This is a genomic window from Terriglobia bacterium (assembly GCA_020072815.1).
Lineage (GTDB): Bacteria > Acidobacteriota > Terriglobia > Terriglobales > Acidobacteriaceae > Angelobacter.
Map to the genome: position 1 here is coordinate 174818 of JAIQGE010000004.1, position 24621 is coordinate 199438.

23 protein-coding genes are annotated in these 24621 nt (G+C 60.3%); 4 read left to right on the top strand and 19 right to left on the bottom strand.

Annotation, left to right across the window (positions count from 1 at the left end):
- Positions 1-3: 3 nt before the first annotated feature.
- Together LAO20_07125 and LAO20_07130 are read left to right on the top strand one after the other, a co-directional pair.
- The gene (locus LAO20_07125; protein ID MBZ5531185.1) at positions 4-360 is read left to right on the top strand and encodes a hypothetical protein; all 357 of its coding nucleotides are present in this window, start codon (positions 4-6) and stop codon (positions 358-360) included.
- Positions 357-1748 (top strand): DUF4097 family beta strand repeat-containing protein, encoded by a 1392-nt coding sequence (locus LAO20_07130; GenBank protein MBZ5531186.1) that lies wholly within the window; start codon positions 357-359, stop codon positions 1746-1748. Before LAO20_07125 ends, LAO20_07130 begins: the two co-directional genes overlap by 4 nt.
- Before the next feature lie 157 nt (positions 1749-1905).
- Here LAO20_07130 and cmk read toward each other — a convergent pair whose 3' ends face one another.
- The 11 genes from cmk to gcvT all read right to left on the bottom strand — a co-directional run bounded on the left by cmk (position 1906) and on the right by gcvT (position 15036).
- Positions 1906-2646 (bottom strand): (d)CMP kinase, encoded by a 741-nt coding sequence (gene cmk, locus LAO20_07135; protein MBZ5531187.1) that lies wholly within the window; start codon positions 2644-2646, stop codon positions 1906-1908.
- Entirely contained in the window at positions 2639-3502 is an 864-nt protein-coding gene (locus tag LAO20_07140) for a winged helix DNA-binding domain-containing protein (GenBank protein ID MBZ5531188.1), read from the bottom strand. The genes cmk and LAO20_07140 overlap by 8 nt, the downstream gene beginning before the upstream one ends.
- Positions 3503-3864: 362 nt before the next feature.
- Complete coding sequence (locus LAO20_07145; GenBank protein MBZ5531189.1) at positions 3865-4056, bottom strand: hypothetical protein; 192 nt, start codon at positions 4054-4056, stop codon at positions 3865-3867.
- A gap of 49 nt (positions 4057-4105) precedes the next feature.
- On the bottom strand, positions 4106-6097 hold the full coding sequence (gene mutL, locus LAO20_07150; protein MBZ5531190.1) for a DNA mismatch repair endonuclease MutL: 1992 nt from the start codon (positions 6095-6097) through the stop codon (positions 4106-4108).
- A gap of 206 nt (positions 6098-6303) precedes the next feature.
- Positions 6304-7953, bottom strand: a complete 1650-nt coding sequence (locus LAO20_07155) for a peptidase U62 (GenBank protein ID MBZ5531191.1) — start codon at positions 7951-7953, stop codon at positions 6304-6306.
- Complete coding sequence (locus LAO20_07160) at positions 7953-9680, bottom strand: peptidase U62 (GenBank protein ID MBZ5531192.1); 1728 nt, start codon at positions 9678-9680, stop codon at positions 7953-7955. The genes LAO20_07155 and LAO20_07160 overlap by 1 nt, the downstream gene beginning before the upstream one ends.
- 105 nt (positions 9681-9785) lie before the next feature.
- Positions 9786-10190 (bottom strand): GxxExxY protein, encoded by a 405-nt coding sequence (locus LAO20_07165; protein MBZ5531193.1) that lies wholly within the window; start codon positions 10188-10190, stop codon positions 9786-9788.
- Positions 10191-10204: 14 nt separating this feature from the next.
- Positions 10205-11692, bottom strand: a complete 1488-nt coding sequence (gene gcvPB / locus LAO20_07170) for an aminomethyl-transferring glycine dehydrogenase subunit GcvPB (GenBank protein ID MBZ5531194.1) — start codon at positions 11690-11692, stop codon at positions 10205-10207.
- Positions 11689-13014 carry an aminomethyl-transferring glycine dehydrogenase subunit GcvPA gene (gcvPA, locus tag LAO20_07175; protein MBZ5531195.1) on the bottom strand — a complete coding sequence of 442 codons (1326 nt, stop codon included), beginning with the start codon at positions 13012-13014 and terminating at the stop codon, positions 11689-11691. Before gcvPA ends, gcvPB begins: the two co-directional genes overlap by 4 nt.
- A 167-nt stretch (positions 13015-13181) precedes the next feature.
- Complete coding sequence (gene gcvH / locus LAO20_07180; protein ID MBZ5531196.1) at positions 13182-13565, bottom strand: glycine cleavage system protein GcvH; 384 nt, start codon at positions 13563-13565, stop codon at positions 13182-13184.
- A gap of 247 nt (positions 13566-13812) precedes the next feature.
- Positions 13813-15036: a glycine cleavage system aminomethyltransferase GcvT gene (gene gcvT, locus LAO20_07185; protein MBZ5531197.1), complete on the bottom strand. Its 1224-nt coding sequence runs from the start codon at positions 15034-15036 to the stop codon at positions 13813-13815.
- 142 nt (positions 15037-15178) lie between these two features.
- Between gcvT and LAO20_07190 the strand changes: the two genes are divergently transcribed.
- Entirely contained in the window at positions 15179-15355 is a 177-nt protein-coding gene (locus LAO20_07190; protein MBZ5531198.1) for a hypothetical protein, read from the top strand.
- A gap of 107 nt (positions 15356-15462) precedes the next feature.
- Entirely contained in the window at positions 15463-16269 is an 807-nt protein-coding gene (locus LAO20_07195; GenBank protein ID MBZ5531199.1) for an endonuclease III domain-containing protein, read from the top strand.
- Between the two features lie 127 nt (positions 16270-16396).
- Here the strand turns inward: LAO20_07195 and LAO20_07200 are convergent, their stop codons facing one another.
- From LAO20_07200 to LAO20_07235, 8 genes are all read right to left on the bottom strand, one after another.
- Complete coding sequence (locus LAO20_07200; protein ID MBZ5531200.1) at positions 16397-17041, bottom strand: hypothetical protein; 645 nt, start codon at positions 17039-17041, stop codon at positions 16397-16399.
- A 30-nt stretch (positions 17042-17071) separates the two neighbouring features.
- Positions 17072-17917 carry an amidohydrolase family protein gene (locus LAO20_07205; protein MBZ5531201.1) on the bottom strand — a complete coding sequence of 282 codons (846 nt, stop codon included), beginning with the start codon at positions 17915-17917 and terminating at the stop codon, positions 17072-17074.
- 229 nt (positions 17918-18146) lie between these two features.
- On the bottom strand, positions 18147-19130 hold the full coding sequence (locus tag LAO20_07210; GenBank protein MBZ5531202.1) for an FAD binding domain-containing protein: 984 nt from the start codon (positions 19128-19130) through the stop codon (positions 18147-18149).
- A 3-nt stretch (positions 19131-19133) separates the two neighbouring features.
- Entirely contained in the window at positions 19134-19655 is a 522-nt protein-coding gene (locus LAO20_07215; protein MBZ5531203.1) for a VOC family protein, read from the bottom strand.
- Positions 19652-22276, bottom strand: coding sequence for a molybdopterin-dependent oxidoreductase (locus LAO20_07220; GenBank protein ID MBZ5531204.1), 2625 nt, complete (start codon positions 22274-22276; stop codon positions 19652-19654). Before LAO20_07220 ends, LAO20_07215 begins: the two co-directional genes overlap by 4 nt.
- A gap of 100 nt (positions 22277-22376) precedes the next feature.
- Positions 22377-22754 (bottom strand): hypothetical protein, encoded by a 378-nt coding sequence (locus tag LAO20_07225; GenBank protein ID MBZ5531205.1) that lies wholly within the window; start codon positions 22752-22754, stop codon positions 22377-22379.
- A gap of 63 nt (positions 22755-22817) precedes the next feature.
- On the bottom strand, positions 22818-23324 hold the full coding sequence (locus tag LAO20_07230; GenBank protein MBZ5531206.1) for a (2Fe-2S)-binding protein: 507 nt from the start codon (positions 23322-23324) through the stop codon (positions 22818-22820).
- Between the two features lie 123 nt (positions 23325-23447).
- Entirely contained in the window at positions 23448-24377 is a 930-nt protein-coding gene (locus LAO20_07235) for a CoA transferase subunit A (GenBank protein MBZ5531207.1), read from the bottom strand.
- Positions 24378-24621 lie beyond the last annotated feature (244 nt).

Here is a 24621-nt window from a genome sequence, read left to right on the forward strand (position 1 = left end):
CACATGCCGACCTACACCTACAACAGAAGTTGTTCGTGCAACCGATGCCGGCTGCAAGGGCTCATGGGAGCGGCTTTGATCATCACCACGGGCGTGCTGGGCCTGCTGCACTACTCGACCCGGTTTAGCTTTGGCCAGCTTTCGCCGGTTTATCTGCTGGTGGTCGGGGCGATGATGCTGCTGGGCCGTACCGCTTCCACGGAAGGCCATATTCCTCTGGTGAGCCAGACCGCGTTGGCGACTCCACCGCCGGGATACGCTCCGCAGGAGTGGAGCGGGCCGGGCACTCCGCCGCCTCCGGCTTCGGCCGGGACGCCAGCCAATGACGCAAACATGAACGACCCACAGGTGAAATCATGAGCACTCTCAGTCCCGTACCCCAATATCCGCCGCCACCGCAGAAATCGCGTTCCATGGTTGGGCCGCTGATCCTGATCGCTCTGGGCGTGCTCCTTATGCTGGGCACCATGGGCATGATCTCCCTCCGCGGTTTTGGGATTTGGTTTGCCCGTTACTGGCCGGCAGTGCTCATTGTCTGGGGCGCGGTCAAGCTGGCGGAATACTCCTGGGCCCGGCAAAAAGGCGAGCAGCCTTCGCGCTTGGGGGCCGGCAGCATCGTGCTGGTTGTGTTCTTTGTTCTGATCGGCATCAGCGCCACCAGCCTGTCGCGCGTGGACTGGCACGGCTTGCACTCGCAGTTCAATATTGACGACGACACGAATGATTTCTTCGGCCTCATGGGAAATTCCTATGAATTCACTGACACTCTGGCCCAGCCGGTTGCCGGTGGAACAGAGTTCAAAGTGCTGGCGCGCCGGGGCAGCATCAAAGTCACACCCAGCGCTGACGCCCAGGCCCATCTGGTCGTCCATAAGACGCTGAGAACCGATACACAGGAGGGCGCCGATAGTCTCAATACATCCACGCGTCCCAGCTTTGTCCAGCAAGGCAGCCTGTGGATTCTGGACGCCACCGGCAGCAACTTTGAACGCGGACGTTTTGACCTGGACTTGCAATTGCCGCGCAACGCCGCGCTCTCGCTCTCCACGCGCCGCGGTGACATCACCGTCTCCAATCGCGACGGCGCGCTAGACATCTCCACCGACCACGGTGACGTCAGCCTGGACCAGATCAAAGGCAACGCATCACTGCACATGAGGGGCGGCACAGTCACGGTGAAGGACGTTAGCGGCGACGTGCAGGTTGACGGCACGGTAGACGACGGCAGTGTCTCCGGCGTGGGAGGGTCGCTGGACTTTAATGCCGGTTACAACGGCGAGATCCAGCTCGCAAAAATCGGCAAGCAGCTTCATTTCAAATCCGTGCGGACCACCTTGCAGGCGCCCAAACTTGATGGCGAAATCAATATGTCGCGCGGCAACATCCGCGGCAGCTCCGTCACCGGCCCCTTCCGGTTGGAGACCCGGTCCAACGACATTCGACTGGAAGACGCTTCCGGCGACGTCCACGTGGACAACCGCAACGGCATTGTGGAAGTCAGGACCAAAGCTCCGCTGGGGAGCATTGACGTGACCGACAGCCACGGCGATATTACCGTGGACGTGCCGGCCAGTGCGGGCTTCCAACTGGATGCGGAAAGCACCAACGGCAACATTACCGCGGAGTTTACCGGGATCAACGTGGATAGCCAGCAAAGAAATGCCACGGCCCGCGGGACGGTCGGCAAGGGCGGGCCCACGATGCGCTTGCGATCAGATCGCGGCACCATTCAGATCAGGAAACAGTAGAAGAACGGTAGTTGGCTGTTGGCTGTTGGCTGTTGGCTGTTGGCTTTTTGGTATTTGGCGAAGGTTGCTGTCTTTGCGCTTTAGCTAAGAGCCAAAGGCCGAAAGCCAATAGCCAGTTGCCAGTACTAATTACTAAGTACCAATTACTAAGTACCAACTACTTGCTCTTCCGCTCCGCCAGCTTGGAGTCTACGATTTCGCACGCCCGTTCCGCCACCTGGTCGAGCGTCAAATGCGTGGAATCAATGTGCACGGCGTCCGGCGCGGGCTCCAGAGGCGAACTGGCGCGGGTGCGGTCCCGATGGTCGCGCTTGTGTAACTCCACCAGTACCGTTGTCTCGTGTTCTTCTGCGACCCGATTCTGCTGAAAGCGCCGTGAGCCGCGGATTTCCGGTTCAGCGTCAAGGAATATCTTGACCTCCGCGTTAGGGAAGACTTTGGTTCCGATATCGCGCCCTTCCATGACGATTCCCCCGCCTTCGCCCATGGCGCGCTGGTGGGCCACCATCCATTCGCGCACCGGCGGATGCACGGAGACTCTTGAGGCCGCGTCGGTCACGTCCTGCTGGCGCACGCGGTCGGTGACGTCCCGGCGGTCGAGCACAACCCGGTTGCCTTCCGCACGCGGCAGCAGTTCGATCTGGGACGCCTGCGCCAGTTCAGCCAGCGCAGCTCCGTCATCGAGCGAAGCGCCGGTTTCAATCGCCTTGAGCGCCAGAGCGCGATACATGGCGCCGCTCTCAATATTCACGTATCCATACTTGCGGGCCAGCAGCGCAGCCAGCGTGCTCTTGCCCGAGCCGGCGGGACCGTCAATAGCGATCACCATCTTGCGTGGCGCGGAAGCGGAGGCCTCAGGCGCAACTTCGCTGGGCGCGCGGTCCTTGGCGCTAGACATGCGTCCGCCTCCGCGGTTCCACAACCGGCGCCAGTTGGATGAAAGTCTTGGCGCCCACGGTGATGAAGCTGAGTTCGCGCGCAGCCAGCAGCGCGTTCATGGCTTCGCGAACCTTCGACCGCGGCGTGAGATGAGAAAGAAACTGTTCGAGCTCATCCTGCGTGGCGGCGATCGCCGTCTCCAGATACTTGCACAGCAACGCGGACACGGCTTCCGGCGCGGAAATTTCCACGCCTTCCCGCACCGCGCCGGGCGACCAGCGGTAAAACACGTCCCAGAACGAACCCTCCGTGGCGTTGTAATCCACGCGGGTGATTTTCAAGATGGTCCACAGCTCGCTCAGCGCGTTGTCCAGCGCGGCGATGCTCGTCTCCCGGCCCACCGCTTCCTGCAGCTGCCCCTTGCTCAGGGGACCGTGTTTCTGCAGCGCTTCGAATACGCGTCCGGAAAGTTGCGACACCGCGGCGCCCTGGGCTTTGGTCTTGGGCGGCGCTTTGGGATTGCGGTCACCCACCAGCGCATAGAAGAAAGGAAACAGCGAAGCGGCCACGATCAGGCTGGCGTCGCCGAACAGGTGCAGCTCATACGCACCCCGCTCCCGCAGCAGCCGGACCATCAACTCCGTGGCTTGCTGCGCGCGCGGATCAGCGAAGGCGTGCCTGGCGTCTGGCAGGCCGTCCGCCGTACCCACGTAGGCGCCCATGAACGTTGGCAGCGCGGGCAGCGTGCGTTCGGGATACAACAGGCAAAAACCCACGTCCTCAAGAAAAGCGCGCGCCTGCTCCAGCGTGCGGACCGGATCGCCCTGGAGCCGCCATTTGTGCGCCCGTTGCTGTTGCAGTTCTGGTTCAGTCATAGGTTGATGATCGACGCCCTTGCTGTGCGTTCGACTTACGGCCAGCGCTGCGCCCCGTACAGCATCCTGACGATTTCAACAACACTTTCCTTTACACGATACACCACGACGAACGGGAGCGGAGGAAACACCGGCTCCGTATTCGGCTGTAGGTCAATTCAAATTCTGGCTAGATTTTCTTCAAGACCATTTTCTTCAGGACCATCATGCACTCTAGGCTGTGTCATCCTGAGCGGAGCGACGCTGCGCAGCATGGCGTCGCGCAGTCGAAGGACCCCGAGAATCCTTCCCCGACCATGCGGCTTCAGTGAGTTCTCACGACGCACACTCCCTCTCTCTCCTGTGTGGGCGGTTTTGGGATCCTACTCATTGGAGCGGTCCTCCCAGAAATATAAGAAGACACTGGCAATTGCGCTGATTGCCAATGACTCGATAATTGTCCCCAAGATCGGCTGGCCAAGTGCGTGGAGTTTGCGGAGTGAATCGAAAGCAATGAAGACGAAAAACAATATTCCGACCTCCGCAAGCCATTTTGCAAGCTTGAATTTTCTCATCAATGCCACCTTGATCGCGTCATTTCGCTTTAAAAACGGCCCGCTGACCTCAAATCCGCTTGAACGCCTTCTGTATCTCTTTCACAGAATACCGCAGCACCACCGGACGCCCGTGCGGACACGTCATCGGACACTCCGTTTTGGCCAGTTCCTGCAGCAGCCACTCCATTTTGTTTTGTTCCAGCGGCATGTTGATCTTGATGGCCGCGTGGCAGGCGATGCTGGCGGCGATCCTCGCCCGGATCTTCTCCAGGTTCAGCGCCTGCTCTTCCTGTTGGAACTGGTCGAGCAATTCCAGCAGCATCTTTTCGACGTCCGCAGGCGGCACGCCCGCCGGGGCAGTCTTGACGGCCACCGTGCGCGCTCCAAACAGCTCCGCTTCAAAGCCGTTGCGGCGCAGCTCTTCAGAGATTTCAGTAAACACCGCCTGCTGGCCGGGCGAGAGTTCCACGATCAGCGGCATGAGCATGCGCTGGCCCTCCTGCGACGCCTGGCTGCGGCTGCGCTCGCGCAGGATGCGTTCAAACAGGACGCGCTCGTGGGCCACGTGCTGGTCAATGATCCACAGGCCGTCCGCGTTCACGGCCAGGATGAACGAATCGCGCACCTGGCCCAGCGGTTTCAGGCTGGCGAGCACCAGCGCGTCTGGGATTTCCTGCGGTTCGTCGGCCAGCACGTTGCCGCAGGCATCGCCGTGGCCGTTCGTCTTCCACGTAAGTACCGGCGCGGCAATCGGGCCAAAGCCGCTCACCGCGGCGTTGGCTTCAATGGGGATCGGCGCGCCGGCAAACTGCAAACGCCCGCTCATTGGAAGCTGCGCCGGGGCCTGCAGGGAGAACTCATCGCGCGCGCCGGATGGCAAGGAAGCGTTGTCCGCCGGCCCGCCGGCCACGCCTTCATCGGCCATGCGTGCTCCCGGCGTCAGTCCCGGAGCCGCCGTGGGCTGCGCGTGAATCTCGCGGGTGAACTCCGGCACCGGACGCGCCTTCATCAGCGCCGCGCGCACCGAGTCGCGCACAAAATCATGCACCAGGGAATGCTGGCGGAACCGCACCTCCGTCTTCGACGGATGGACGTTGGCATCCACTTCCGCATTAGGCAGCTCGATGAACAGCAGCACCACGGGAAACACCGTGGGCGGAAGGATGTTGCGGTACGCCTCGGTCAGCGCGTGTTGCACCAGGCGATCGCGGATCAGCCGGTTGTTCACGAAAATGAAGATCGAGTTGCGGTTCAGCTTCTGCACTTCCGGCTTGGAGATGAAACCGTGCAGGCGCATGTCACCCGGCACTGGCGGCTGGTAATCTTCGTCGCGGCGCCAGGGCGGCGGTTCAGGGATTCCCACCCGCTCCAGCTTCACGGTCGCCGCAAGAGGAACAAGCTGGTCCAGGGTTTCGCGGCCAAAGACCTGGTAGATGCGCTGCGCGTGCGACTCCACCGGCGCCGCCACAAGCATGGCGTTGGTGGCCGAATGCAATTCAAAATGTTTTTCCGGATGCGCCAGCGCATAGTGCGTGACCAGCGACGCGATGTGCGAAAGCTCCGTGGACTCGGCCTTCAGAAATTTCTTGCGCGCGGGAGTATTGAAGAACAAATCGCGCACGGCGATGGACGTCCCCTGCGGCAGCCCGGCGTCTTCCACCCGGAGGATCTTGCCGCCGGCAATCTCCAGCACGGTGCCGCTGTCTTCTTCCGGCGCGCGCGTCTCCAGCAGCATGCGCGAGACGCTGGCAATGGAGGGCAGCGCTTCCCCGCGGAAGCCCAGCGTGTGGATGTTCAGCAGGTCTTCGGCGTCTTTGATCTTGGACGTCGCGTGCCGTTCGAAGGCCAGCAGTGCGTCGTCGCGCACCATGCCGCAGCCGTTGTCGGTGACCTGGACCAGCTTCCGTCCGCCGGCTTCCACTTGCACGCGGATGCGCGTGGCCCCGGCGTCCAAAGAATTTTCCAGCAGCTCCTTTAACACGGACGCGGGACGCTCCACCACTTCGCCGGCGGCGATTTTGTTGGCGACGTGTTCTGAAAGAACGTGGATGCGGCCCATGTGAATCTTAATTTAACCACAAAGGACACGAAGGCACACAAAGAAGGCAAACGCGGCGCGTGCTGCTACGCGGCTCCGCCAACTTAAGCAAGATGCATTTGCAACTCGAATCCGAGACGGCTTTGCGCACAGCTGGATCGTGCAGTCTACAAGAAAAAAGGGGGCACTCGCCTCCGTGCCCCTCTGTGTCCTCTGTGGTGAAGGCTCTACTTTGCCGCCAGCGCCGGCGCCGGATAGTTTGGCAGTTTTTCCTTGGTGCGGTTGGAGCGCTGGATTTCCAATTCGTCAAACAGCAAGGACGGCGCAACGATGGAACTGGGCAACGGCTCCGAACGGTTGTAGACATAGACGTCATTGCCGGCGGCGACGATACCAGTCCTCAAAGCGCGCGTATCCAGCAGGTGGAAGACCGCGCCGCGGACCAGTTCCATGTGGCCATCGTTCACGTACACGCGCCACAGCAGACGCGGCGTCAACTGCGGCCCGGTGGTCTCCACGTAATAACCGTACGGACGGCCCTGGTCCTTGCACATGGCGATCAACTTTTTCTTCAGTTCTTCAAAGCTCACCCCGTTGGCGGCGCTGAAAATCAAATTGGAGATTTGCGAGCGCGGCGGTCCGGCCAGCGACGTGCGCCCGTGGCCGTTGGAATGCGGAAAGTCGCGGATGGGCTCCCGTCCTAGCAGGTAGTTGGTCAGTACGCCCTTGTCAATCACCGTGACCGTCTGGGCGGCCGTGCCTTCATCGTCCACGTCATAGCTGCCGGCCAGCGTCTGCCCGTCAATTTTCTTCGACCGGGGATCGTCCACCACGGTAAAGAAGTCCGGCAGCACCCGGCTCTTGTACGCGGAAGCAAAATCGCCGCGGGTGCGCGCTGAGTTCCCCAGCTCCGGGCGGATGCCCAGCACGTTGGGGACGATCAGGCGTTCAAACAGTGCGGTCGCCGCGTCGGCTGAGAACAGCACCGGGCCGCGATATTCATCTTCCGCCAGCGGCGCCTTGCGCAGCGCGGCAAAGGTGGCGATCAGCCGCTGCGTATCTTTTTCCGCTTCTTCCGGTTTGGGCAGTTCTTCCGGCCGGGTGACCACGTATCCTTGGCTGCGCTCCAAGCGCATAGCGTCGTCCGCCTGGGCAGAGCCGGAGAACCCATAGGTATAAACGGCCTTGCCGTTGCGCGTGATGGCCCCTTCCGTGTTTACGTAATAACGGTTCAGTACCCGGACATTGAAGAACGCGCTGGAGTTGTCCAGACTTGGGTCGCGACGGAACAAGTCAGAGTTGGCGCGAACGCGCTGTTTCCACGCGCTAAAATCCAAGTCCAGCTTGGCCGGCTCGTGGACGGACGGCGTGGGCTTCTCCTGGGCAAAGTCGGCGACTTCGCTTTCCGTCTGCAGGTTTTTCAGCGCGGCCTGTTTTTCGCTGAGCCCGCCCAGCGCGGACTTGTACGCTTTGTCGGTGGCCAGCCAGAGCTGGCGGCGCAACGCCATTTCCTGGTTGTCAATGGGCAGCCCTTCCACCGTGCCCACGCCTTCGCCGTAATAGCTGTCCTGCTTGTAGTCGCCAATGCGGACCACCACACGCACCACGCGGACCAGGTTGGTATGGTCGCCGCGCAAAGCTCCCAGCGTGGCCTCCGCGGAAAAATCTCTGAGCTCAGTCACTTGATAATCAATGTAGTAAGGACGCTGCATCTCGCCCAGTTGTAGTTTTTCCTGGGAACGCCTCAGTTCGGTCAGCATGGCCTTGAGCACCGGATCGCCATGATCATCGGTTGCGATGGCCGATTTGTCGTCGGCCAAAGCCAGCGAGGTCAGCGAAACCGCGAGCAGAGCAAAGATCAAAATGGATTTGCGCATTAGCGGGCCTCCTTTTTCGCGTCGCCGTCACCAGCTTTTTCCGGCCCCGGTGGCGGCAGGACCGGAGGCCGGTCATGCCCCTGCGCGACTTTCTGGACTTCAATCTCTGAGAACAACATGGCGGGAGCGGCGGCAGCCACCGGCACCGAGCCCGATTCAGCGCCACACTCTCCGTTGAACACATCCATCTTCTGGCCCGTCAATTCAATGCGGCTGAGCGCGTTGCGCGGCGTGCCGATAATGTCCACGCCGCGGACCAGTTCGTCCGGACGGCCATCCGGATAAACTTTCCAAACCATAAGCGGCATCACCTGAAAGGCCTGCGGCATGTTGCGCATGGTCAGCGTGAACCCGCCGGCAATGTCTTCAAAGTACAGCCCAAAAGGCTTGCCCTGTTTTTTCACTTCGTCAATCAGAGCCTGGCGAAGCTGGTCGTCAGGAATGCTTTTGGTGGAGCGCACGATCAAATTCCCTTGCCGGCCCACCGGCATCATGCCATCCTGCGCGCGCCCGTGGCCGTTGGAATGCTCAAAACCCTTCACCGGCATGCGCGACATCAAAAACTGTTTCAGCACGCCGTTCGAGATCAGCTCCACTCGCTGGCTCTTCTCGCCTTCTTCGTCGTAGCCGTACTGGCCGCTCAGTTCGACGCCGCCCAGCGTGGCCAGAGTGGGATCATCTTCCACGCTCAGGAACGCTGGGAGCACGCTGTGGCCCACGTCCTTGGTAAACGTCTGGCCTTCATTTTCGCCACGCTGGCGCTGCCCTTCCAGGCGGTGTCCAACCACTTCATGGAAGAACACGGCGGCCGCGCGTCCGGAGAGCAAGGCCGGGCCGTTGAACGGCTCTACGATGGGCGCTTTCTTCAGCTTCTGCAGGTCCTGCGCAATCTTTTCGATCTTGGCGGCCATCACTTGCTCGGACGCGAGCTTGTCAAACGTCGAAGCGTCAAAGGTTTCCGACCGCGCCAGGTCCATGCCGTCCGACGATCGCGTGCTGCCCAGGGCCAGCACGCGAATCAGAACACGCCCGTCCACAATCTTGGTGCCTTCGCTGGAGACGAAATACCGTTTGCCGTCCTGCACCAGCAGTATGATGTTGGAGCGTTCAATGTCTGGATACTTGGAGAAGATCGCTGACAACCGCCGCACCCGGTCTTCCCACTCGCGATGATCAAACACCGGCGCAGCCGCCATCTTGCCCGCGAATACCTGGGGTTTTTCCGTGGTAAAGTCCGGCGACGCATCTTCTTCTTCCGCGCGCACCTTAGTGTTGGTCTTTACCTCCAGATAAGCCTGGGCGGCCCGTTTGTACATGCGGTCCGTGTTGAGCCACAGCACGCGCGCAATGGCGTCTGCCCGGTCGTCCAGCGGCAACGCCGTGGTGACCACCGAATGGAAGCGGTTCTCACCGTGCGTGTTGTCCAGGTCCCGGCTGCCCACGCGCACGGAAATATCCACCGAGCGTTCATGCCGGTTGGCGTTGGCCAGAAGCGCGCCGTTGCTGGCGGCAATGACCAGGCTGGAATCGTCGCTGGCCGCGTAGCTGATGAAGTACGGCGCCGGGTCCGCCTTGCTCAGCGACGTCATGGCGCGGTCCATCTCCTGCTGCAGCGTGCGCAGCAAAACCGGATCAGGGGTGGAACTGGAGCCGGCCTGGGCAAAAACCGCCGGAACGGGCAGGACCAGTAATACCAGTCCGAGGAATAAAGACTTGAAAGAAGACATGGTAGCTATGAGTTTACATTAAGCGGTAGGGGCGGGGAATGTTACCGATGTTCGGTAACAGCCAATTTCACCGCAAAGGACGCAAAGGGCGCAAAGGAATTGGGATCACAAGCCGCTCACTACCCGCCGGATACCGTCACGCAAGTGCAGAGAATTGAAATTGATGAGGATTCCCAGCTTTTTGGTGCTGAGCTTCAAGTAAGACAAAACCTGGGCGGTATGGATTGCCGCGAGTCCGTCTACTGATTTCACCTCGACTACGACTAGGTCTTCAACCAGGAGATCAAGGCGGTAACCGACGTCAAGCCTTACCTCTCGGTAGACAAGCGGCAAAGGAACTTGCGTCAGCACCGTCAAGCCTTCGTTACGCAACTCATAGGCCAGACAAGCCTCATATGCACTCTCCAGCAGACCCGGCCCAATCGCCGAGTGCACGCGAAACGCAGCATCCAGGATAAGCTTGCTCAGCTCATTTTCGTTCTTAGCGGCCTTTGCGTCCTTTGCGGTCAATCTTTTTTCCAGAGCTAAGGCTTCCACCGCAGCACCGGCTTCCTCGCCGCCGCCGTTTCATCCAGGCGGGAGACGCGCGTGTTATGAGGCGCGGTCTTCACCATCTCCGGATCGTCCTGGCACTCGCGGGCGATGGCTTTCATGGCGTCAATGAACAAGTCCAGTTCTTCCAGCGATTCACTCTCCGTCGGCTCAATCATCAGCGCGCCGTGCACCACCAGCGGGAACGACACCGTATAGGGATGGAAGCCGTAGTCAATCAGCCGCTTGGCGATGTCGCCGGTCTTGATGCCTTTTTCCGTCTGGATGTGGTCGCTGAAGACCACTTCGTGCATGGTAGGCGTGGCGTAAGGCAGGTCGTACGCGCCCTGCAGCTTTTTGCGAATGTAGTTGGCGTTCAGCACCGCGTCTTCCGTGGTCTGGCGCAGGCCGTCAGGACCGTTGGCCATGATGTAAGCCAGCGCGCGCACATGCATGCCAAAGTTGCCGTAGAACATGCGCACTCGCCCCACCGACTGCGGACGATCGTAGTCCAGCGCCAGCGTGCCGTCCGATTTCGCGACGACAACCGGCTTGGGCAGGAACGGCTCCAGTATCTTCTTGCAAGCCACGGGACCTGATCCCGGACCGCCGCCGCCGTGCGGCGTGGAAAAAGTCTTGTGCAGGTTCAGGTGCATCACGTCCACGCCAAAGTCACCGGGACGGGTCTTGCCGACGAGCGCATTCATGTTGGCGCCGTCCATGTACAGCAGTCCGCCTTTTTTGTGCAGGATCTCGGCGATCGTGTGGATCTCCTGCTCGAAAATCCCCAGCGTGTTGGGATTGGTCAGCATGAGCCCGGCGACGTCTTCATTCATCTGCGCCTCTAGAGACGCGATGTCCACCATGCCCTGCGCGTTGGATTTGAGGTTCTCCACGGCGTAGCCGCAGATGGCCGCGGTGGCCGGGTTGGTGCCGTGCGCTGAATCCGGGATCAGGATCTTCTTGCGCGGATTGCCGCGCGACTTCAGGCACGCGTGGATCAGCAAGATGCCGGTCATCTCGCCGTGCGCGCCGGCCGCCGGCTGCAGCGTGATGGCGTCCATGCCGGTGATGTCCAGCAGGCAATCGGCCAGGGTCTTCATCACCCGCAGCGCGCCTTGGGCGGTCTTCTCCGGTTGATAAGGATGGGCTTCCGCCAACCCGCCCATGCGCACCACCACTTCATTCACGCGCGCGTTGTACTTCATGGTGCACGAGCCCAGCGGATACATGCCCAGATCAATCGCGTAGTTCCATGTGGAGAGACGCGTGAAGTGGCGGATGATCTCCATCTCGCTTACTTCCGGCATGTTGCCAAGGTCCTTGCGAGCGGCCGCGCCCAACGCCTTTTGCGGATCAACCGCCGGCACGTCCAGCGGCGCCAGACGATAGCCCCGCTTGCCCGGCGACGAGTTTTCAAAAATCAGGCCTTCATTCTGGCTGATGTGCCGCGTAGCTTTCTTGATGTCCTTATCGCTCATTGGCCCACCGCCTGGACTGCCGTATCAATCTGTTCTTTGCTGTTCAATTCCGTGCAGCACCACAGCGCGGCGTTGCCCAGCTCCGGGTAATACCGGGCGAGCGGGAACCCGCCTATGATCTTCTTTTCCACCAGCCGGTCGTTAATTATTTTTGGGTCTTCCTTGGTCTGCACCACAAATTCATGGAAGCGCGGCGCGCCGCCGAAAAGGACTTTGCCCTTCCTCGCGAACTCACCTGCGGCGTAAGCTGCTTTGGACAGGTTTTGCGACGCCAACTCCTTCAAGCCTTCGCGCCCGTAAATCGTCATATAAATGGTGGCCATGGTCGCGATGAGCGCCTGGTTGGTGCAAATGTTGGACGTGGCCTTCTCGCGGCGGATGTGCTGCTCGCGCGTGGAGAGTGTAAGCACAAAGCCTCGCTTGCCGTTCTGGTCAACCGTCTGTCCCACCAGGCGGCCGGGGATCTGGCGGACGAATTTCTCTTTCGTCGCCAGCACTCCGGCGTAAGGTCCGCCGTAACCGAGCGGCACGCCGAACGATTGCGATTCCATGCTGACGATATCGGCTTCCACCGGCGGCTTGACCACGCCCAGGGACAGCGCCTCGGCAATGGACACCACCAGCAGCGCGCCCTTCTTGTGCACCAGATCGGCGACCGCCGCTACATCTTCAATCGTCCCAAAGAAATTGGGCGACTGGATGAGCACGCAGGCGGTATCACCGGTGATCTTCTTTTCCAGGTCGGCCAAATCTACGCGGCCGTTTTCCAGGTAGCCGAAGTCGCTCACCGGAAGCCCCTGGTGCTGCACGTAAGTATTAATGACCTCGCGATACTCGGGGTGCACGGTGCGCGCCACCAGAGCAGATTTGCGTCCGGTCACGCGGACGGCCATCAACAACGCTTCCGCCGCGCCGGTGGACCCGTCATACATGGAAGCGTTGGCCACTTCCATGCCTGTGAGTTCGCAAATCATGGTCTGGAATTCAAAGATGGCTTGCAGTGTTCCCTGCGCGATTTCCGGCTGGTACGGCGTGTAGGCGGTAAAGAACTCGCCGCGCGAGATGAGCGCGTCAATCACCACGGGACGGTAATGGCGGTACGCTCCCGCGCCTAGAAAAAACGCGTAGCCTTCCGCATTCTCCGCAGCGCGCGCGCGGAAATAGTCAATGATCTCTGACTCGCCCATCTGCCGCGGCACTTTCAGGTCGCGGCTGAGCCTGTATTGCGCCGGAATTGGCGAAAACAGTTCGTCGATGGACTTGATGCCGATGTCAGCCAGCATCTTCTCGCGGTCAGCAGGTGATTTGGGAAGATAGCGCATAGTGAATTGGGTAAATGACTAATTTGGTAAATGGGTAAATTTGGGTGATTCGGCAATTGAATCATCGGGCAGCTGAGTAATACCGTTTTCGGGCTCGCAGCAGAGGGCCTTGCTTGGCCCACTGCAAAATTACCCAATTACCAAATTACCCAATTACCAATCTCTTTTTACTTCTCTTCCGCCACGTACTTCTCATAGTCGTCCGCGGAGAGCAACGCGTTGACTTCGCCTGGATTGGAAAGCTCGATCTTGATCATCCAGGCGGCGTGCGCATCCTTGTTCACATTCTCCGGAGTCTGATTGAGCGCGTCATTGACGGCCGTCACCTTGCCGGAAGCCGGCGCGTAAAGTTCAGACACAGCCTTCACCGACTCCACCGTCCCGAAGCTTTTGCCCTGTTGCAACTGTGCGCCGACCTTGGGCAGTTCGACAAAAACGATGTCGCCCAGCGCTTCCTGGGCGTGGCTGGTGATGCCCACCGTGCCGGCGTTGCCGCTCACTTGGATCCACTCGTGCTCTTTGGTGTACTTGTAATCTTTGGGATATGCCATGTCTTCTCTCTAGGGCTCCGCAGCTTAGCTGCTTCGCCCTCGTGCTGCGTTCGCGCGGGTCAGCGCTCTCTCCGCACTTCACCCGCTCTCCAGGGCTCCGCTGCTTGCCTGCTTCGCCCTCATGCTCCTTGGGGCCCCCGACGGGCCCGCTGTTGGCCCGTTGGGGCGGTTTTCGCGCGGGATGAGCGCTCACTCCGCATTTCACCCGGCTTATTTTTGCCCTGCTCCCAACAACGTCACACGACTTCTACGCCTTCTTCGCGCGCTTGTAAAACGGGGTTGGCGCCACTTTGCACTTCACCTTCTGGCCGCGGATCTCCACAAAAACTTCGTGGTCCAGCGCCGAATGCTGCGACGGGACGTAGGCCAGAGCAATGTTCTTTTTCAAAAACGGAGCGTACGATCCGCTGGTCACGTAGCCGATCTCCGCGCCGGCGGCGTCAAAAACTTTGTAGCCATCGCGCGGAATGCCGCGGTCCACCGCTTCCAGCCCCACCAGCGTTCGCTTCAGTCCGGCGGCTTTGGCCTTTTCCAGCGCCGCGCGTCCGATGAAGTCGCCTTTGTCCATTTTGCAGAAACGGTCCAGGCCGGCTTCCCAGACGTTGATGGTGTCTGAGATTTCGTGGCCGTAGAGCGCCATGCGGCCTTCCAAGCGCAGCGTGTTGCGCGCCCCCAGTCCGCAGGGTATCGCGCCAAATGGGTTTCCGGCTTCCATCACTTCATTCCAGACACGCTCGCTGGTCGGGACGTCCGACGGCACGTAAATCTCAAAGCCATCTTCCGCGGTGTATCCGGTGCGGGCGATCATGGTGTTGGGCAGCCCGCAGACCGTGCCGTGCTTGAACCAGTAGTTTTTCATCTGCGAGAGGTCAACGTTGACCAGCTTCTGCAAGGTGGCTTCGGCCTTGGGACCCTGGATGGCGATTTGCGTGTAGTAGTCGCCCACATCGTCCGCGTGGCAGCGAAAGCGGCTTACGTTCTTCTTGACCCAGCCGTAATCTTTTTCCCGCGTGCCGGCGTTGATCACCAGCAAGTAATCGTTCTGGCCCAGCTTGTGGACGATCACGTCGTCTACGAACGTGCCTTCCGGGTACAGCAACGCCGAGTAGTGCGCCTGGCCTTCCTGCAGCTTGGACGCATCGTTCATGCTGATCCACTGCGTGGCGGCCAGCGCGTCCGGCCCGCGCAGCAGGATATCGCCCATGTGGGAAACGTCAAACAGCCCCACGCCGGTGCGGACGGCCAGGTGTTCCTTCATCAGGCCGCCGGTCGCGGGATACTCCACCGGCATGTCCCAGCCGCCAAAGTCCACCATCTTGGCGCCCAGCCGCCGGTGCAGAGCGTTGAGCGCAGTCTTCCGGAGCGTCTGGCCTTCCACGGTTGAGGACAAGCTTGGTTTCCCTTCCAGCAAAATTGTGATCAGGAGACAAGGGCCCGCCGCCGGGCCGTAAGCAACCTTGTAGGTTAACATCGGCGTTTTGCGGGGGTCAATGAAGGCCGCGAGAAGATCAAGCGGCAAGCAGGGGCCGCTGGCCGACTGAAAGCTTTGTCGCTGAAGGTCTCAGCACGAACGGCGTATTGCCCGCTGCTCCAAATCGAGGTAATCTCCGCGTATGCCCAAGGATTTCATCTGCGCGGTTTGCGACCAGGTGGAGCGGCGCTGCTCCTGCACCAAGTACTGCATCCTCTGCCGCGGATACTACGACGTCCGCCTGTGCGAAGACGGCCAGTACTATTGCCGTCCCTGCCGCGAGTCTTGCGACCTGCAAGCCCAGTACCAAATTGAGTAATCGGGAAATCTGGTAATTTGATAATTGATGCGACGCCCCTCAGCCTCTCAATTACCCGATTACCCGATTACCCAATTACCCAATCTTCTCCGTGCCTCCGTGTCTCCGTGGTGAATCAATCCGCCGAGATCGTCCACTACTACGGGCGCCTGCTCCTTCGCTGGGGTCCGCAGAACTGGTGGCCGGCCGAGTCGCGGCTGGAAGTAATCGTGGGCGCCTACCTGACGCAAAACACCAACTGGAGCAACGTGGAAAAAGCCATCGCCAATTTGCGCCGCGCGCGCGTGCTCAGCGTGAAGGGTCTGCGCGAGATTCCATTGGCGCGGTTGCAAAAGCTGGTGCGGCCGTCCGGCTATTTCCGGCAAAAGGCGCAGAAGCTGAAGACGTTCATCCGCTATCTTGACGAGAATTACGGCGGCTCACTGGATCGCATGTTCGCCCAGCCCACAGAAAAACTCCGCGCAGAACTGCTGGCGCTCAACGGCGTGGGCCCGGAGACGGCGGATTCCATTTTGCTCTATGCCGGCAACCATCACGTGTTTGTGGTGGACGCCTACACCCACCGCGTCTTCGAACGCCACGGCATCATTCCGGCAAAAGCGAAGTATGAAGAGATTCGTCTGCTGGTGGAGCAGGAGATCAGCGGCGGCGTGCCGGATCCGATGGTGATGGCGGAGCAGGAGGGCGCTGGCGCGAAACCGGAATCTCTGGCGGTCCATCCACAAGGGAATGATCTGCAAGGGAATGACCCGCGCCATCCCGTTTCCCGCATCAGCAGCGCGGCGCGCAGCGAACTCGCCCAGCATTACAACGAACTGCACGCGCTGATCGTGCGGGTCGGGAACCAGTATTGCCGCAAGACGGCGAAGTGTGAAGAGTGCCCGCTAAAGGAGTTTCTGCCGCGTAAGGTTTGATGGGGATTGCTGTCGATTTGGGTGATGGTTCAGGGTTATCGCGGCATTCCGATCACCCGATCACCGGATCTCCCGATCACCCGATTTGGCTCACTCCGGCCAGATCCCCCGCGCCCTCTTAAGTCGTCTACCACACGGTTTCCTTGGGGCACGCCGGTAACTCTTCTTTGCTGTCGGATGCAACCTTGCAACCTGTGATCGCAGCGGCGAGGTTGGTCAAGACACTTTCGTCCTTGGCGAGACGGTCCTGCGCGGTCTGCAGGCTCACCAACAATACGTTGCGGCCAGAACCATAAATCGCCATCAGCACGACTCGCACTTTGTCTCCCGACATGCCAGACCGGCAGGTGATTGCCGGCTGGTCAAACAGCTTGGATTTCGTTGAGACCTCAGGCTGGGGACAAAATTGGCGGGCCAGTTCCTCAGACGAGCGCGGCGCCGAAATGTGGCCGTCGTAATTGTCATAGCGGCCCGCGTTCGCGAGGTAGTGGACAGTAATGGAAGGCACAGATCCTAAAGGAACGCGAATCGCTGAAGATGTGCTTTGCGTGTCTAAGCAGCCCGAAGGCGGCTCAAGAAACAGCACCGTACCTTCCTCTGATCCGGACCAATTCCTTGGCAAGGGACAGATGCTCAGTCCCGCGGGAACTTTCATCACCAGCCCAAACTTCCGGCTCACGTAAATCTGTGGGGCCGGCTTCGGGGGATGAGAGGGCGGCTGCCCCTGAAGCGGGCCGAATATCGCGGCGACCAGCAATAGAATTGTCTTCATGGTTCTCTGTGTTGGTTTGGGCTGTTCATTCTAGCTGGGCCAGATCCCCAGTGCCGTCTTGCTCAGAATTTGCTCTTTCACCGCTGCCGGCAGATGCAACGCCCGGAACTGGTCCAGGTTCTGCTCGATGGTAGGGACGCCCGGGCTGGGAAAGTCCGTGCCGAACAGCGTTTTGTGCGCAATCTCTTCCAGCCGCGGAAAATAAGTCAACAACAGCTTGGGCGGGATGCCGCTGATGTCCAGGTGCACGTTGCGGTGGCGTCGCAATAGAAAAAACGCCGTCTGCATCCATATCGGACGTCCGCCGTGGGCCATGAGAATCTTGAGCTTGGGAAAATCCACGGCTACGTCGTCCAGGTAGATGGGGTCGCCGTACTTGTTGCGCGCCGCCGGGAAAATGGACGTCCCCGTATGCACCATCACCGGAATGCCGTTGGCCTCTGCGCCGCGATAGATGATTTCCAATTCTTTCACGCCGCTCATGTAGTCGTTGGCGTAGAGCAACTGGTGCGGCGGATGGATCTTGATCAGCTTGATGCCCAGGCGCACCAGCTCGTCCATGTCTTTCTGCACGTTCAAGCTGTGCCGGGGATGCACGCTGCCGCAGGGGATCAGCCGGCGCGGGTCCTCCTTGCAGTAATTGGCCACCCACGGGTTCACCTCATGGGTGAAGCCCATGGTCTCCGGCGCCACATAATTAATGAGCACCGCGCGTTCGACGCCGATGGAATCCAGATACTTGAGCAGCGCCTTAGGCGAGCGGCAGTACTCTAGGACGTCGTCATAGTGGCCGCGGGCCTTCTTCATCACCTCAAGCGGCCCGGCCTTGAACATCTCAACCGGTTGGATGTGGATGTGGCAGTCAGTGATTAGCATTTGTTCCAACGTCCCGAACGCAGTGAGGGAGCCCTATAGACTCGAAAACCGTCTTCATCGGAGCACAGGCCCTTAGCCGTTGGCCATTGGCCTTTAGCAAAAGCAGATTCCTCACCTTCGGTTCGGAATGACAACTCTAAATCCTCTTTGAAACGCGCTCTCGGCGTTCTCTGCGGTGAATTTCTTCCTCGGTGTCTCCGTGCCTCCGTGGTGAATCAGCTGCAGCGGACTATGAGGAGGACGCCGCCATCACCGCCCGCTTCGCGTACACCTTGACCATCTCGCGGCGATATTCCGGCGTCAGTCCGGAAGTCGTGAGCGGTTTGGCGATCTTGGCGGCCAACTCGCCGACGGTCGTCGCGGAAGCCTCGTTGATCTTCTTGCCGATCAGCGCGCCTTCTGCACCGGGAACCAGCAGCGGCGCGGGATTCACCGCCGTCACCGCGACGCGCGCGGCTTCCACCGGGCCGCCATTCTGCTTGATCGCAACGGCCACGCCGGCCAGCGGATAATCAATGGACCCGCGTACGCGCAGCTTCAAGTAACTGCCCTTCCATCCCTTGGTTGATTCCGGGAGGAACACGCGGGTGATCATTTCATGCGGCTCCAAGCGCATGCGGGCATCGCCCACGTTGGTGTAAAAGTCCTTGATCAGCATGCGGCGCACGCCCACCGGCCCAACAATTTCCAGTTCGGCGTTCAGGCACAGCAGCGCCGGAGGCGTGTCCCCAGAGAACGTAGCCCAGCATTTCTTTCCGCCGGGAGCAACGTGGCAGAGATCGCCATCTTTCTTGATGCAAAATCCGCACGACCGCCGCCACTGCAGCGACTGGTTGTACCAGACGCAGCGTGTGTCCAGGCAGATGTTGCCGCCCAGCGTGCCCATATTGCGCAGGATGGGCGAGGCCACGGTCTTGACCGCTTCATGCAGCACGCGATAGTTGCGGCGAATGTACTCGGAGTCTTCAATGGCGGAAAGCGGCGTGAGTGCGCCAATCTCCACGCCCATGCCGGGCTGGACCTGGATGCCCTGCATTTCGTCAATGCCGCGGATGTCCATGACGTACTCGGGCGCAAACAGCTTCTGCTTCATCGAAGGCAGCAGATCCGTGCCGCCGGCCAGGATGCTCACGTGCGTGCTGTGCTCCAGCATGCAGGCCACGGCTTCATCAATGGTGCGCGGACGGAGAAGTTTGAATGCGGGTAAGGTCATGGTTTACTTACGGTCGCCTGATCTGGCAAAAAACTGGATCGGGTTGCCGGTGTTGTCTTTCACGATGAATGAACGCACGGCCATCTCTTTGTCCTCAAAGACGCCGCCGACAAATTGCACGTTGCGAGCGCGCAGCGCAGGTATGAGTTGGTCGAACACTTCCTGGCTCACTGTTACTCCGGTTTTGAAAATACCCAGGCCCAGCCGCTGGCCTTCTTTTGGGCCGACTTGCGCCAAAGGCGTGTTTTTGCCATCCAGGAAATGGACCAACTCCACGTAGATACCGTGCCCTTCCAGGACAGACGTTTCCGCCGCGCCGTTGGGTGCGGTGCTTTTCTTTATCCGACGAAATCCAAGATTCTCCGAATACCAGCGCTCGCTGGCGTCCAGGTCCGCCACCACGATGGCCCAGAAAGCTCCCTCAGTCCCAAACGCCGGGACGGATGCGGCAGGTGCGGCTTTCTGCCCCGAAAGGAGCAAAGCTGAGCTAGCCGCGCAAATCAGCAGAACGAACCGCGCGATCATGCTTCATCCTCCACGGAAACGGATTCGCGGCGCGACGGATCATCCACATGCCGGTCCGGACCTTTGCCCTTGTACCACAGCGACCCGCCGTGTTCGCGGAACGTGGTGGGCGCGGACGGATCTGCGCCGCGCGTGATCTCCAGGGCTTTCGACTCAAGTTTTTTCTTGCGCAGCGCAGCCAACACGCGCTCCGGCGAGAACGGCGTCTCTCTCATGCGAACGCCCACGGCGTCATAGATGGCGTTGGCGATGGCGGGAATGGTCGCGGCCAGCGACCCTTCGCTGGCTTCCTTGGCGCCGAACGGGCCTTCGGGATCCACCGACTCCACGATGATGCACTCAACTTCCGGCGACTCCACCGCCGACGGCGACTTGTACTCCAGCATGCCGGGATTCATCAGCAGGCCGTCTTTCCACACCATTTCTTCCTGCATCGCCTGGCCCAGCCCCATCCACACCGAGCCGATGACCTGGCCTTCGACTGATACCGGGTTCAACGCGCGCCCGCAATCGTGCGCGGCCCAGACTTTGTGGACGGTGACTTCGCCGGTCTCCTCGTCCACGCTCACTTCGGCCACTTGTGCCGAATACGAATACGCGGGCGAAGGGCCAACGCCGGCGCCTTTGAATTCCCCGCCGCGCGATTCCTTGGGCGGAGCATACGAGCCGGTACCCGTGAGCGATCCTGTGAAGTCAATGGCTGAAACCACAGCTTCTTCAAAACTCATGTGGTCGCGCGGTCCCTGATCTTTGCGCTTCTGCTGGAGCGAACCGCGCAGCGTCTGGCCTTCCACCCGCCCGCTGACCTGTTGCACGCTGCCTTCGACCACTTTTTCACCCGCCGCAGCAACTCCCTCCGGCGTCGAAGGCGCAGCAGCAGCGCCAGGTTCCGGCCCGCCTTTTTTCCAGACCATGTCGCCGCGCATGATCACATGTTCCGGCGCGCAGATCATCTTCTTGGCCGCCGCAGCCACAATCTTTTTCTTCACGTCTTCAGCGGCGCGCAGGGACGCGTTGCCGTTCATGAACGTCACGCGGCTGGAGTAAGAGCCAATGTCAATCGGCGTAAGGTCCGTGTCGGCGGCGACAACCTTGATCCGCGCCAGGCTGATGCCCAGCACTTCCGCCACGATCTGGGCGACCATGGTGTCCGATCCCTGGCCAATGTCCGACGCGCCGGTGTACACCACCACGCCGCCGTCGCGATCAATCTTGATGTTCACGGTGGAATGCGGCATGTCTGAGCGGATAATGCTGTTGGCAGCGCCGCTCACGTAGTGGCTGCAAGCGATGCCCAGCCCGCGCTTGGGCGGCAGGTGGCCGCGGCGCTTCTTCCATCCGGAACGCTCAACAACTTGTTCAATGCACTCCGGCAGGCCGTAACTCTGCACCCGCAGGTTGTTCACCGTGACGCACGGCGGCTTGAGCAGGTTGACGCGACGGACCTCCGCCGGGTCCATGCCGATGGCCGCGGCCATCTCGTCGAGTTGCGACTCAAAAGCAAAGCGGACGTTTACCGTGCCGTGCCCGCGCATGGCGCCGCAGGCCGGCTTGTTGGTGAGCACGCGATAGCCGTCATACTTGATGTTCGGGATGTCATACAGCGCGCCCAGCAGCGCGCCGGAATAAAGAATGGTGACCACGCCGTAAGAACAGTATGCGCCGCCATCCTGAATCACTTTGGCCGCCACGGAGGTGATGCGTCCGTCTTTGCGGATGCCGGTTTTCAGATCAATGATGGTGCGCGGGCGTCCGCGATGCGCCCAGAAGACTTCTTCCCGCGTGTAGGTGATCTTGACCGGTGCCTGGGCCTTGCGCGCCGCTACGGCCGCAATGATCTCCAGAGGAATCACTTCACTCTTGCCGCCGAACCCGCCGCCCACCAGCGGCTTGATCACGCGAATCTGCGACATGGGCAGTTCCAGCACGATGGACAACTTGTGCTGCAGGTAATACGGCACCTGCGTGGACGACCACACCGTCAACCGGCCCGGCTTGCCCGTCCCTGAATCGGTCTCAAACGACGCCAGCGTGCAGTGCGGCTCCATGGCGGCGTGCGTGACTTCCGCGGCAATGTAGCGGCGTTCGGTGACAAAGTCCGATTCGGCAAAGCCCTTCTCGGGATCGCCGAAGACGTGGTGATAATCCTTTTCGATATTGTTGGGCCGCTGCGGATGGATCCAATCCTTTTCGGCCGTCGTTTTTCCCGCATTCATGGAATCTTCCGGATCAAACCAGGCGGGCAGCAACTCATACTCTACGTCCACCAGTTCCGCGGCTTGCTCCGCCAGCGCTTCTGTGGTGGCGACGACGCAGGCCACGTTGTCGCCCACGTAGCGGACTTTTTCCACCGCCAGCGCGGTTTCGTCATGGCCAACGGGCAGAATGCCGTACTTGTTGGGCGCGTCCGGCCCGGTGACCACGCAGATCACGCCTTCCAGCGCTTCCGCGCGCGAGGAGTCAATACTCTTGATCTTTGCGTGCGGGTAGGGCGAATGCAGGATCTTGCCGTACAACATGCCGGGCAGGGACAGGTCGTCCGCATACTTGCCCTGGCCGGTGGTCTTGCCCGCCGAGTCAACCAGCGCGACGGGTTTGCCGATCACTGAGAAATCTGACATAAGATTCGTTTCTAACATCCCGAGCGGAGCGAGGGATCCCTATTTCCACGAAGCTGCTGGCGGCTAGCTTCTAGCGGCTAGCGAGAACAAGGACCGACTCCTACACCGATCCCTGAGTTGTAGGCGTTTCGCGAATCACTGTCCGGAAATAGCGTCCTTTGTTTCTCCGGTCTGGAACCACGTGCTTGATCAAGTAAACCATCCTGAACCAACCCGTAGTCTCCAACACCATCAGCGCACCCCAGAGCTTGCTGTGGTCCCCTCGGTAGCGCTTCTTCCAATGCCAAATCGCCAGCAAATTGGCGTGCAGCAAAAAAGGAACGATCAGCACCCAGCCCGCAATGATCAGAACCCGGCTGATCTCTTCGTGGCTAATGAACCATCCCACCACGATAAAGGCTACGCCACCTAGAGCGATCCAAAAGACAACCTCAAACCAGTCAAACTTTGTTTCAGTCCAGAAAATCAGGAGTTTCAATCATCGAGCACCCCGCCACTTTGCCTTCACAACCCTCTGATCCGTTCTAGCCATAGGGATCCCTCACTCCGTTCGGGATGAAGACAAACGTTCCGCGGCAATCGCCGCCTTGATCGCCTGGTACATCTGGGTGTATCCGGTGCAGCGGCACAGGTTCCCGCTCAGCGAGTTGCGAATGTCATCTTCCGTCGGGTCGGGATTGCGGTCCAGCAGCGCTTTCACCGTGATCATGAAGCCGGGCGTGCAATAGCCGCACTGCGCGCCGCCCCAGTCGCCGTAGGCTTTCTGGATGGCCGCCAGCGCGCCGTGGTGGGCGATGCCCTCCACCGTGGTCACCTCCGGCGTGACCGGACCGTTGGGCGCGGCGCTCATGGCCAGCATGGTGCAACTCAGGGTGGGGACGCCGTCCACCAGCACCGTGCACGCGCCGCAGGAGGAATCGTCACAGCCGCGCTTGGAGCCGGTGAGCTGCAGGTCGCGGCGCAGCACGTCCAGCAGGAGTTCGCTGGGCTCCACCGCCAGTTCGTGGCGGCGGCCGTTCACGCGGAGTTCGATGAGTTCTTTTTTCATCACGTAGCTGCTGGCGGCTAGCTTTTAGCTGCTAACTGTTAACCAAAAACCGAACGGACGTTCGTTAAATCCAACTGAGCCTACAGAATACCTTGTCGCACACAGATTATCCACCCCTCGGCCCTAGTAGCCGTAATCCGTCTGCGCTGCATACGCGTGGTTCTTGACGCCCAGTTCTTCCAGTCGCGCATCGCCCAACTGTCGGGCGTACTCGGCGCAGTCGGCCACGCCGTGGATCCATTTCTGCGCCCAGGCGTTGAAGTCCCCCTGGTTTCTTGTTTCCGCGTGATATTCCTGAAAGAAAGCGTCGTCGCGCTTGTAATAGCCCTGCACCGGCGAAGGATGCGCGCCGTAACGGCACTCCACCACCGCCGACACCAGGAAGCCGGGAACCACCGTGCGGTTGGGGTCGCTGGCGATGACCGCTTCGTCCACAATTTCTTCCGCGCAGAGAATTACTTTCTTTGCTGCGCGCATGCCTTCCAGCATCACGCCAAAATTTCCCCAGCAATGCGCGTTGCCGTGCTGGTCCGCGCGCTGCACGTGGACAACGGCTACGTCCGGCACGATGGCCCGCACCGCATGCAGCGTCTCCTTGGGCTCAAACGGCGAGATGATCTGGTAGAAAAAGTGATTGCCTTTGGGGACGTCACTGCCCATGGCGGTACGCGTGGGCAAGAACGGCACGCCCAGCGCCCCGGCCTGCAGCGCCAGCGCGATGGAAAAATTGGTCATGTTGAAGACCCGGAGCTTTTCACCCGGCGTGCCCGGGTTCTCCACTTCCGTGGCGTGGCGGAAGTTGTACGCCGAACCCATCATCACGTTGCCCACCCAGGCGGCGACCACGTCTTTCACACAGCCGGCGCCGATGAGCTGGTCAAACAGAATGTCCGAGATCGGCCCAATCAGCCGCAGATCACGCTTCTTCTGCCGGATGATCTCATGCCCGGCGGCAAAGGGGATCATCTGCTCCATCTGCAGACCCAGGGCGACGCTCGAGCCGTCGGGGACGTGCTGGGCGATGGCCTGGCGCATAGAGGTGAGTTTGGACATGGAAATTTTTCCGGTCAACAGTATATAGGGGCCGTGTTCTCGTCCCGAGCGGAGCGAGGGGCTTTCACCGCAAAGGTCGCGACGGACGCAAAGAACTGAAGACGAACCGCGGTAAAGAACTCCCCTTCGGACGTCTTGAAAGTCAAAGCATGAACAGTACCTCGATTCCTTCGCGCCCTTTGCGTCCTTTGCGGTCATATCCTAGGTTTGAAATCCGCTATTGCCGTACGAAAAGTGTTAGCCT

Coding starts and splice junctions, on each gene's coding strand:
- LAO20_07125 (MBZ5531185.1), top strand. CDS start 4: ATGCCGACCTACACCTACAACAGAAGTTGTTCGTGCAACCGATGCCGG.
- LAO20_07130 (MBZ5531186.1), top strand. CDS start 357: ATGAGCACTCTCAGTCCCGTACCCCAATATCCGCCGCCACCGCAGAAA.
- cmk (MBZ5531187.1), bottom strand. CDS start 2,646: ATGTCTAGCGCCAAGGACCGCGCGCCCAGCGAAGTTGCGCCTGAGGCC.
- LAO20_07140 (MBZ5531188.1), bottom strand. CDS start 3,502: ATGACTGAACCAGAACTGCAACAGCAACGGGCGCACAAATGGCGGCTC.
- LAO20_07145 (MBZ5531189.1), bottom strand. CDS start 4,056: ATGAGAAAATTCAAGCTTGCAAAATGGCTTGCGGAGGTCGGAATATTG.
- mutL (MBZ5531190.1), bottom strand. CDS start 6,097: ATGGGCCGCATCCACGTTCTTTCAGAACACGTCGCCAACAAAATCGCC.
- LAO20_07155 (MBZ5531191.1), bottom strand. CDS start 7,953: ATGCGCAAATCCATTTTGATCTTTGCTCTGCTCGCGGTTTCGCTGACC.
- LAO20_07160 (MBZ5531192.1), bottom strand. CDS start 9,680: ATGTCTTCTTTCAAGTCTTTATTCCTCGGACTGGTATTACTGGTCCTG.
- gcvPB (MBZ5531194.1), bottom strand. CDS start 11,692: ATGAGCGATAAGGACATCAAGAAAGCTACGCGGCACATCAGCCAGAAT.
- gcvPA (MBZ5531195.1), bottom strand. CDS start 13,014: ATGCGCTATCTTCCCAAATCACCTGCTGACCGCGAGAAGATGCTGGCT.
- gcvH (MBZ5531196.1), bottom strand. CDS start 13,565: ATGGCATATCCCAAAGATTACAAGTACACCAAAGAGCACGAGTGGATC.
- gcvT (MBZ5531197.1), bottom strand. CDS start 15,036: ATGTTAACCTACAAGGTTGCTTACGGCCCGGCGGCGGGCCCTTGTCTC.
- LAO20_07190 (MBZ5531198.1), top strand. CDS start 15,179: ATGCCCAAGGATTTCATCTGCGCGGTTTGCGACCAGGTGGAGCGGCGC.
- LAO20_07200 (MBZ5531200.1), bottom strand. CDS start 17,041: ATGAAGACAATTCTATTGCTGGTCGCCGCGATATTCGGCCCGCTTCAG.
- LAO20_07205 (MBZ5531201.1), bottom strand. CDS start 17,917: ATGCTAATCACTGACTGCCACATCCACATCCAACCGGTTGAGATGTTC.
- LAO20_07210 (MBZ5531202.1), bottom strand. CDS start 19,130: ATGACCTTACCCGCATTCAAACTTCTCCGTCCGCGCACCATTGATGAA.
- LAO20_07215 (MBZ5531203.1), bottom strand. CDS start 19,655: ATGATCGCGCGGTTCGTTCTGCTGATTTGCGCGGCTAGCTCAGCTTTG.
- LAO20_07220 (MBZ5531204.1), bottom strand. CDS start 22,276: ATGTCAGATTTCTCAGTGATCGGCAAACCCGTCGCGCTGGTTGACTCG.
- LAO20_07230 (MBZ5531206.1), bottom strand. CDS start 23,324: ATGAAAAAAGAACTCATCGAACTCCGCGTGAACGGCCGCCGCCACGAA.
- LAO20_07235 (MBZ5531207.1), bottom strand. CDS start 24,377: ATGTCCAAACTCACCTCTATGCGCCAGGCCATCGCCCAGCACGTCCCC.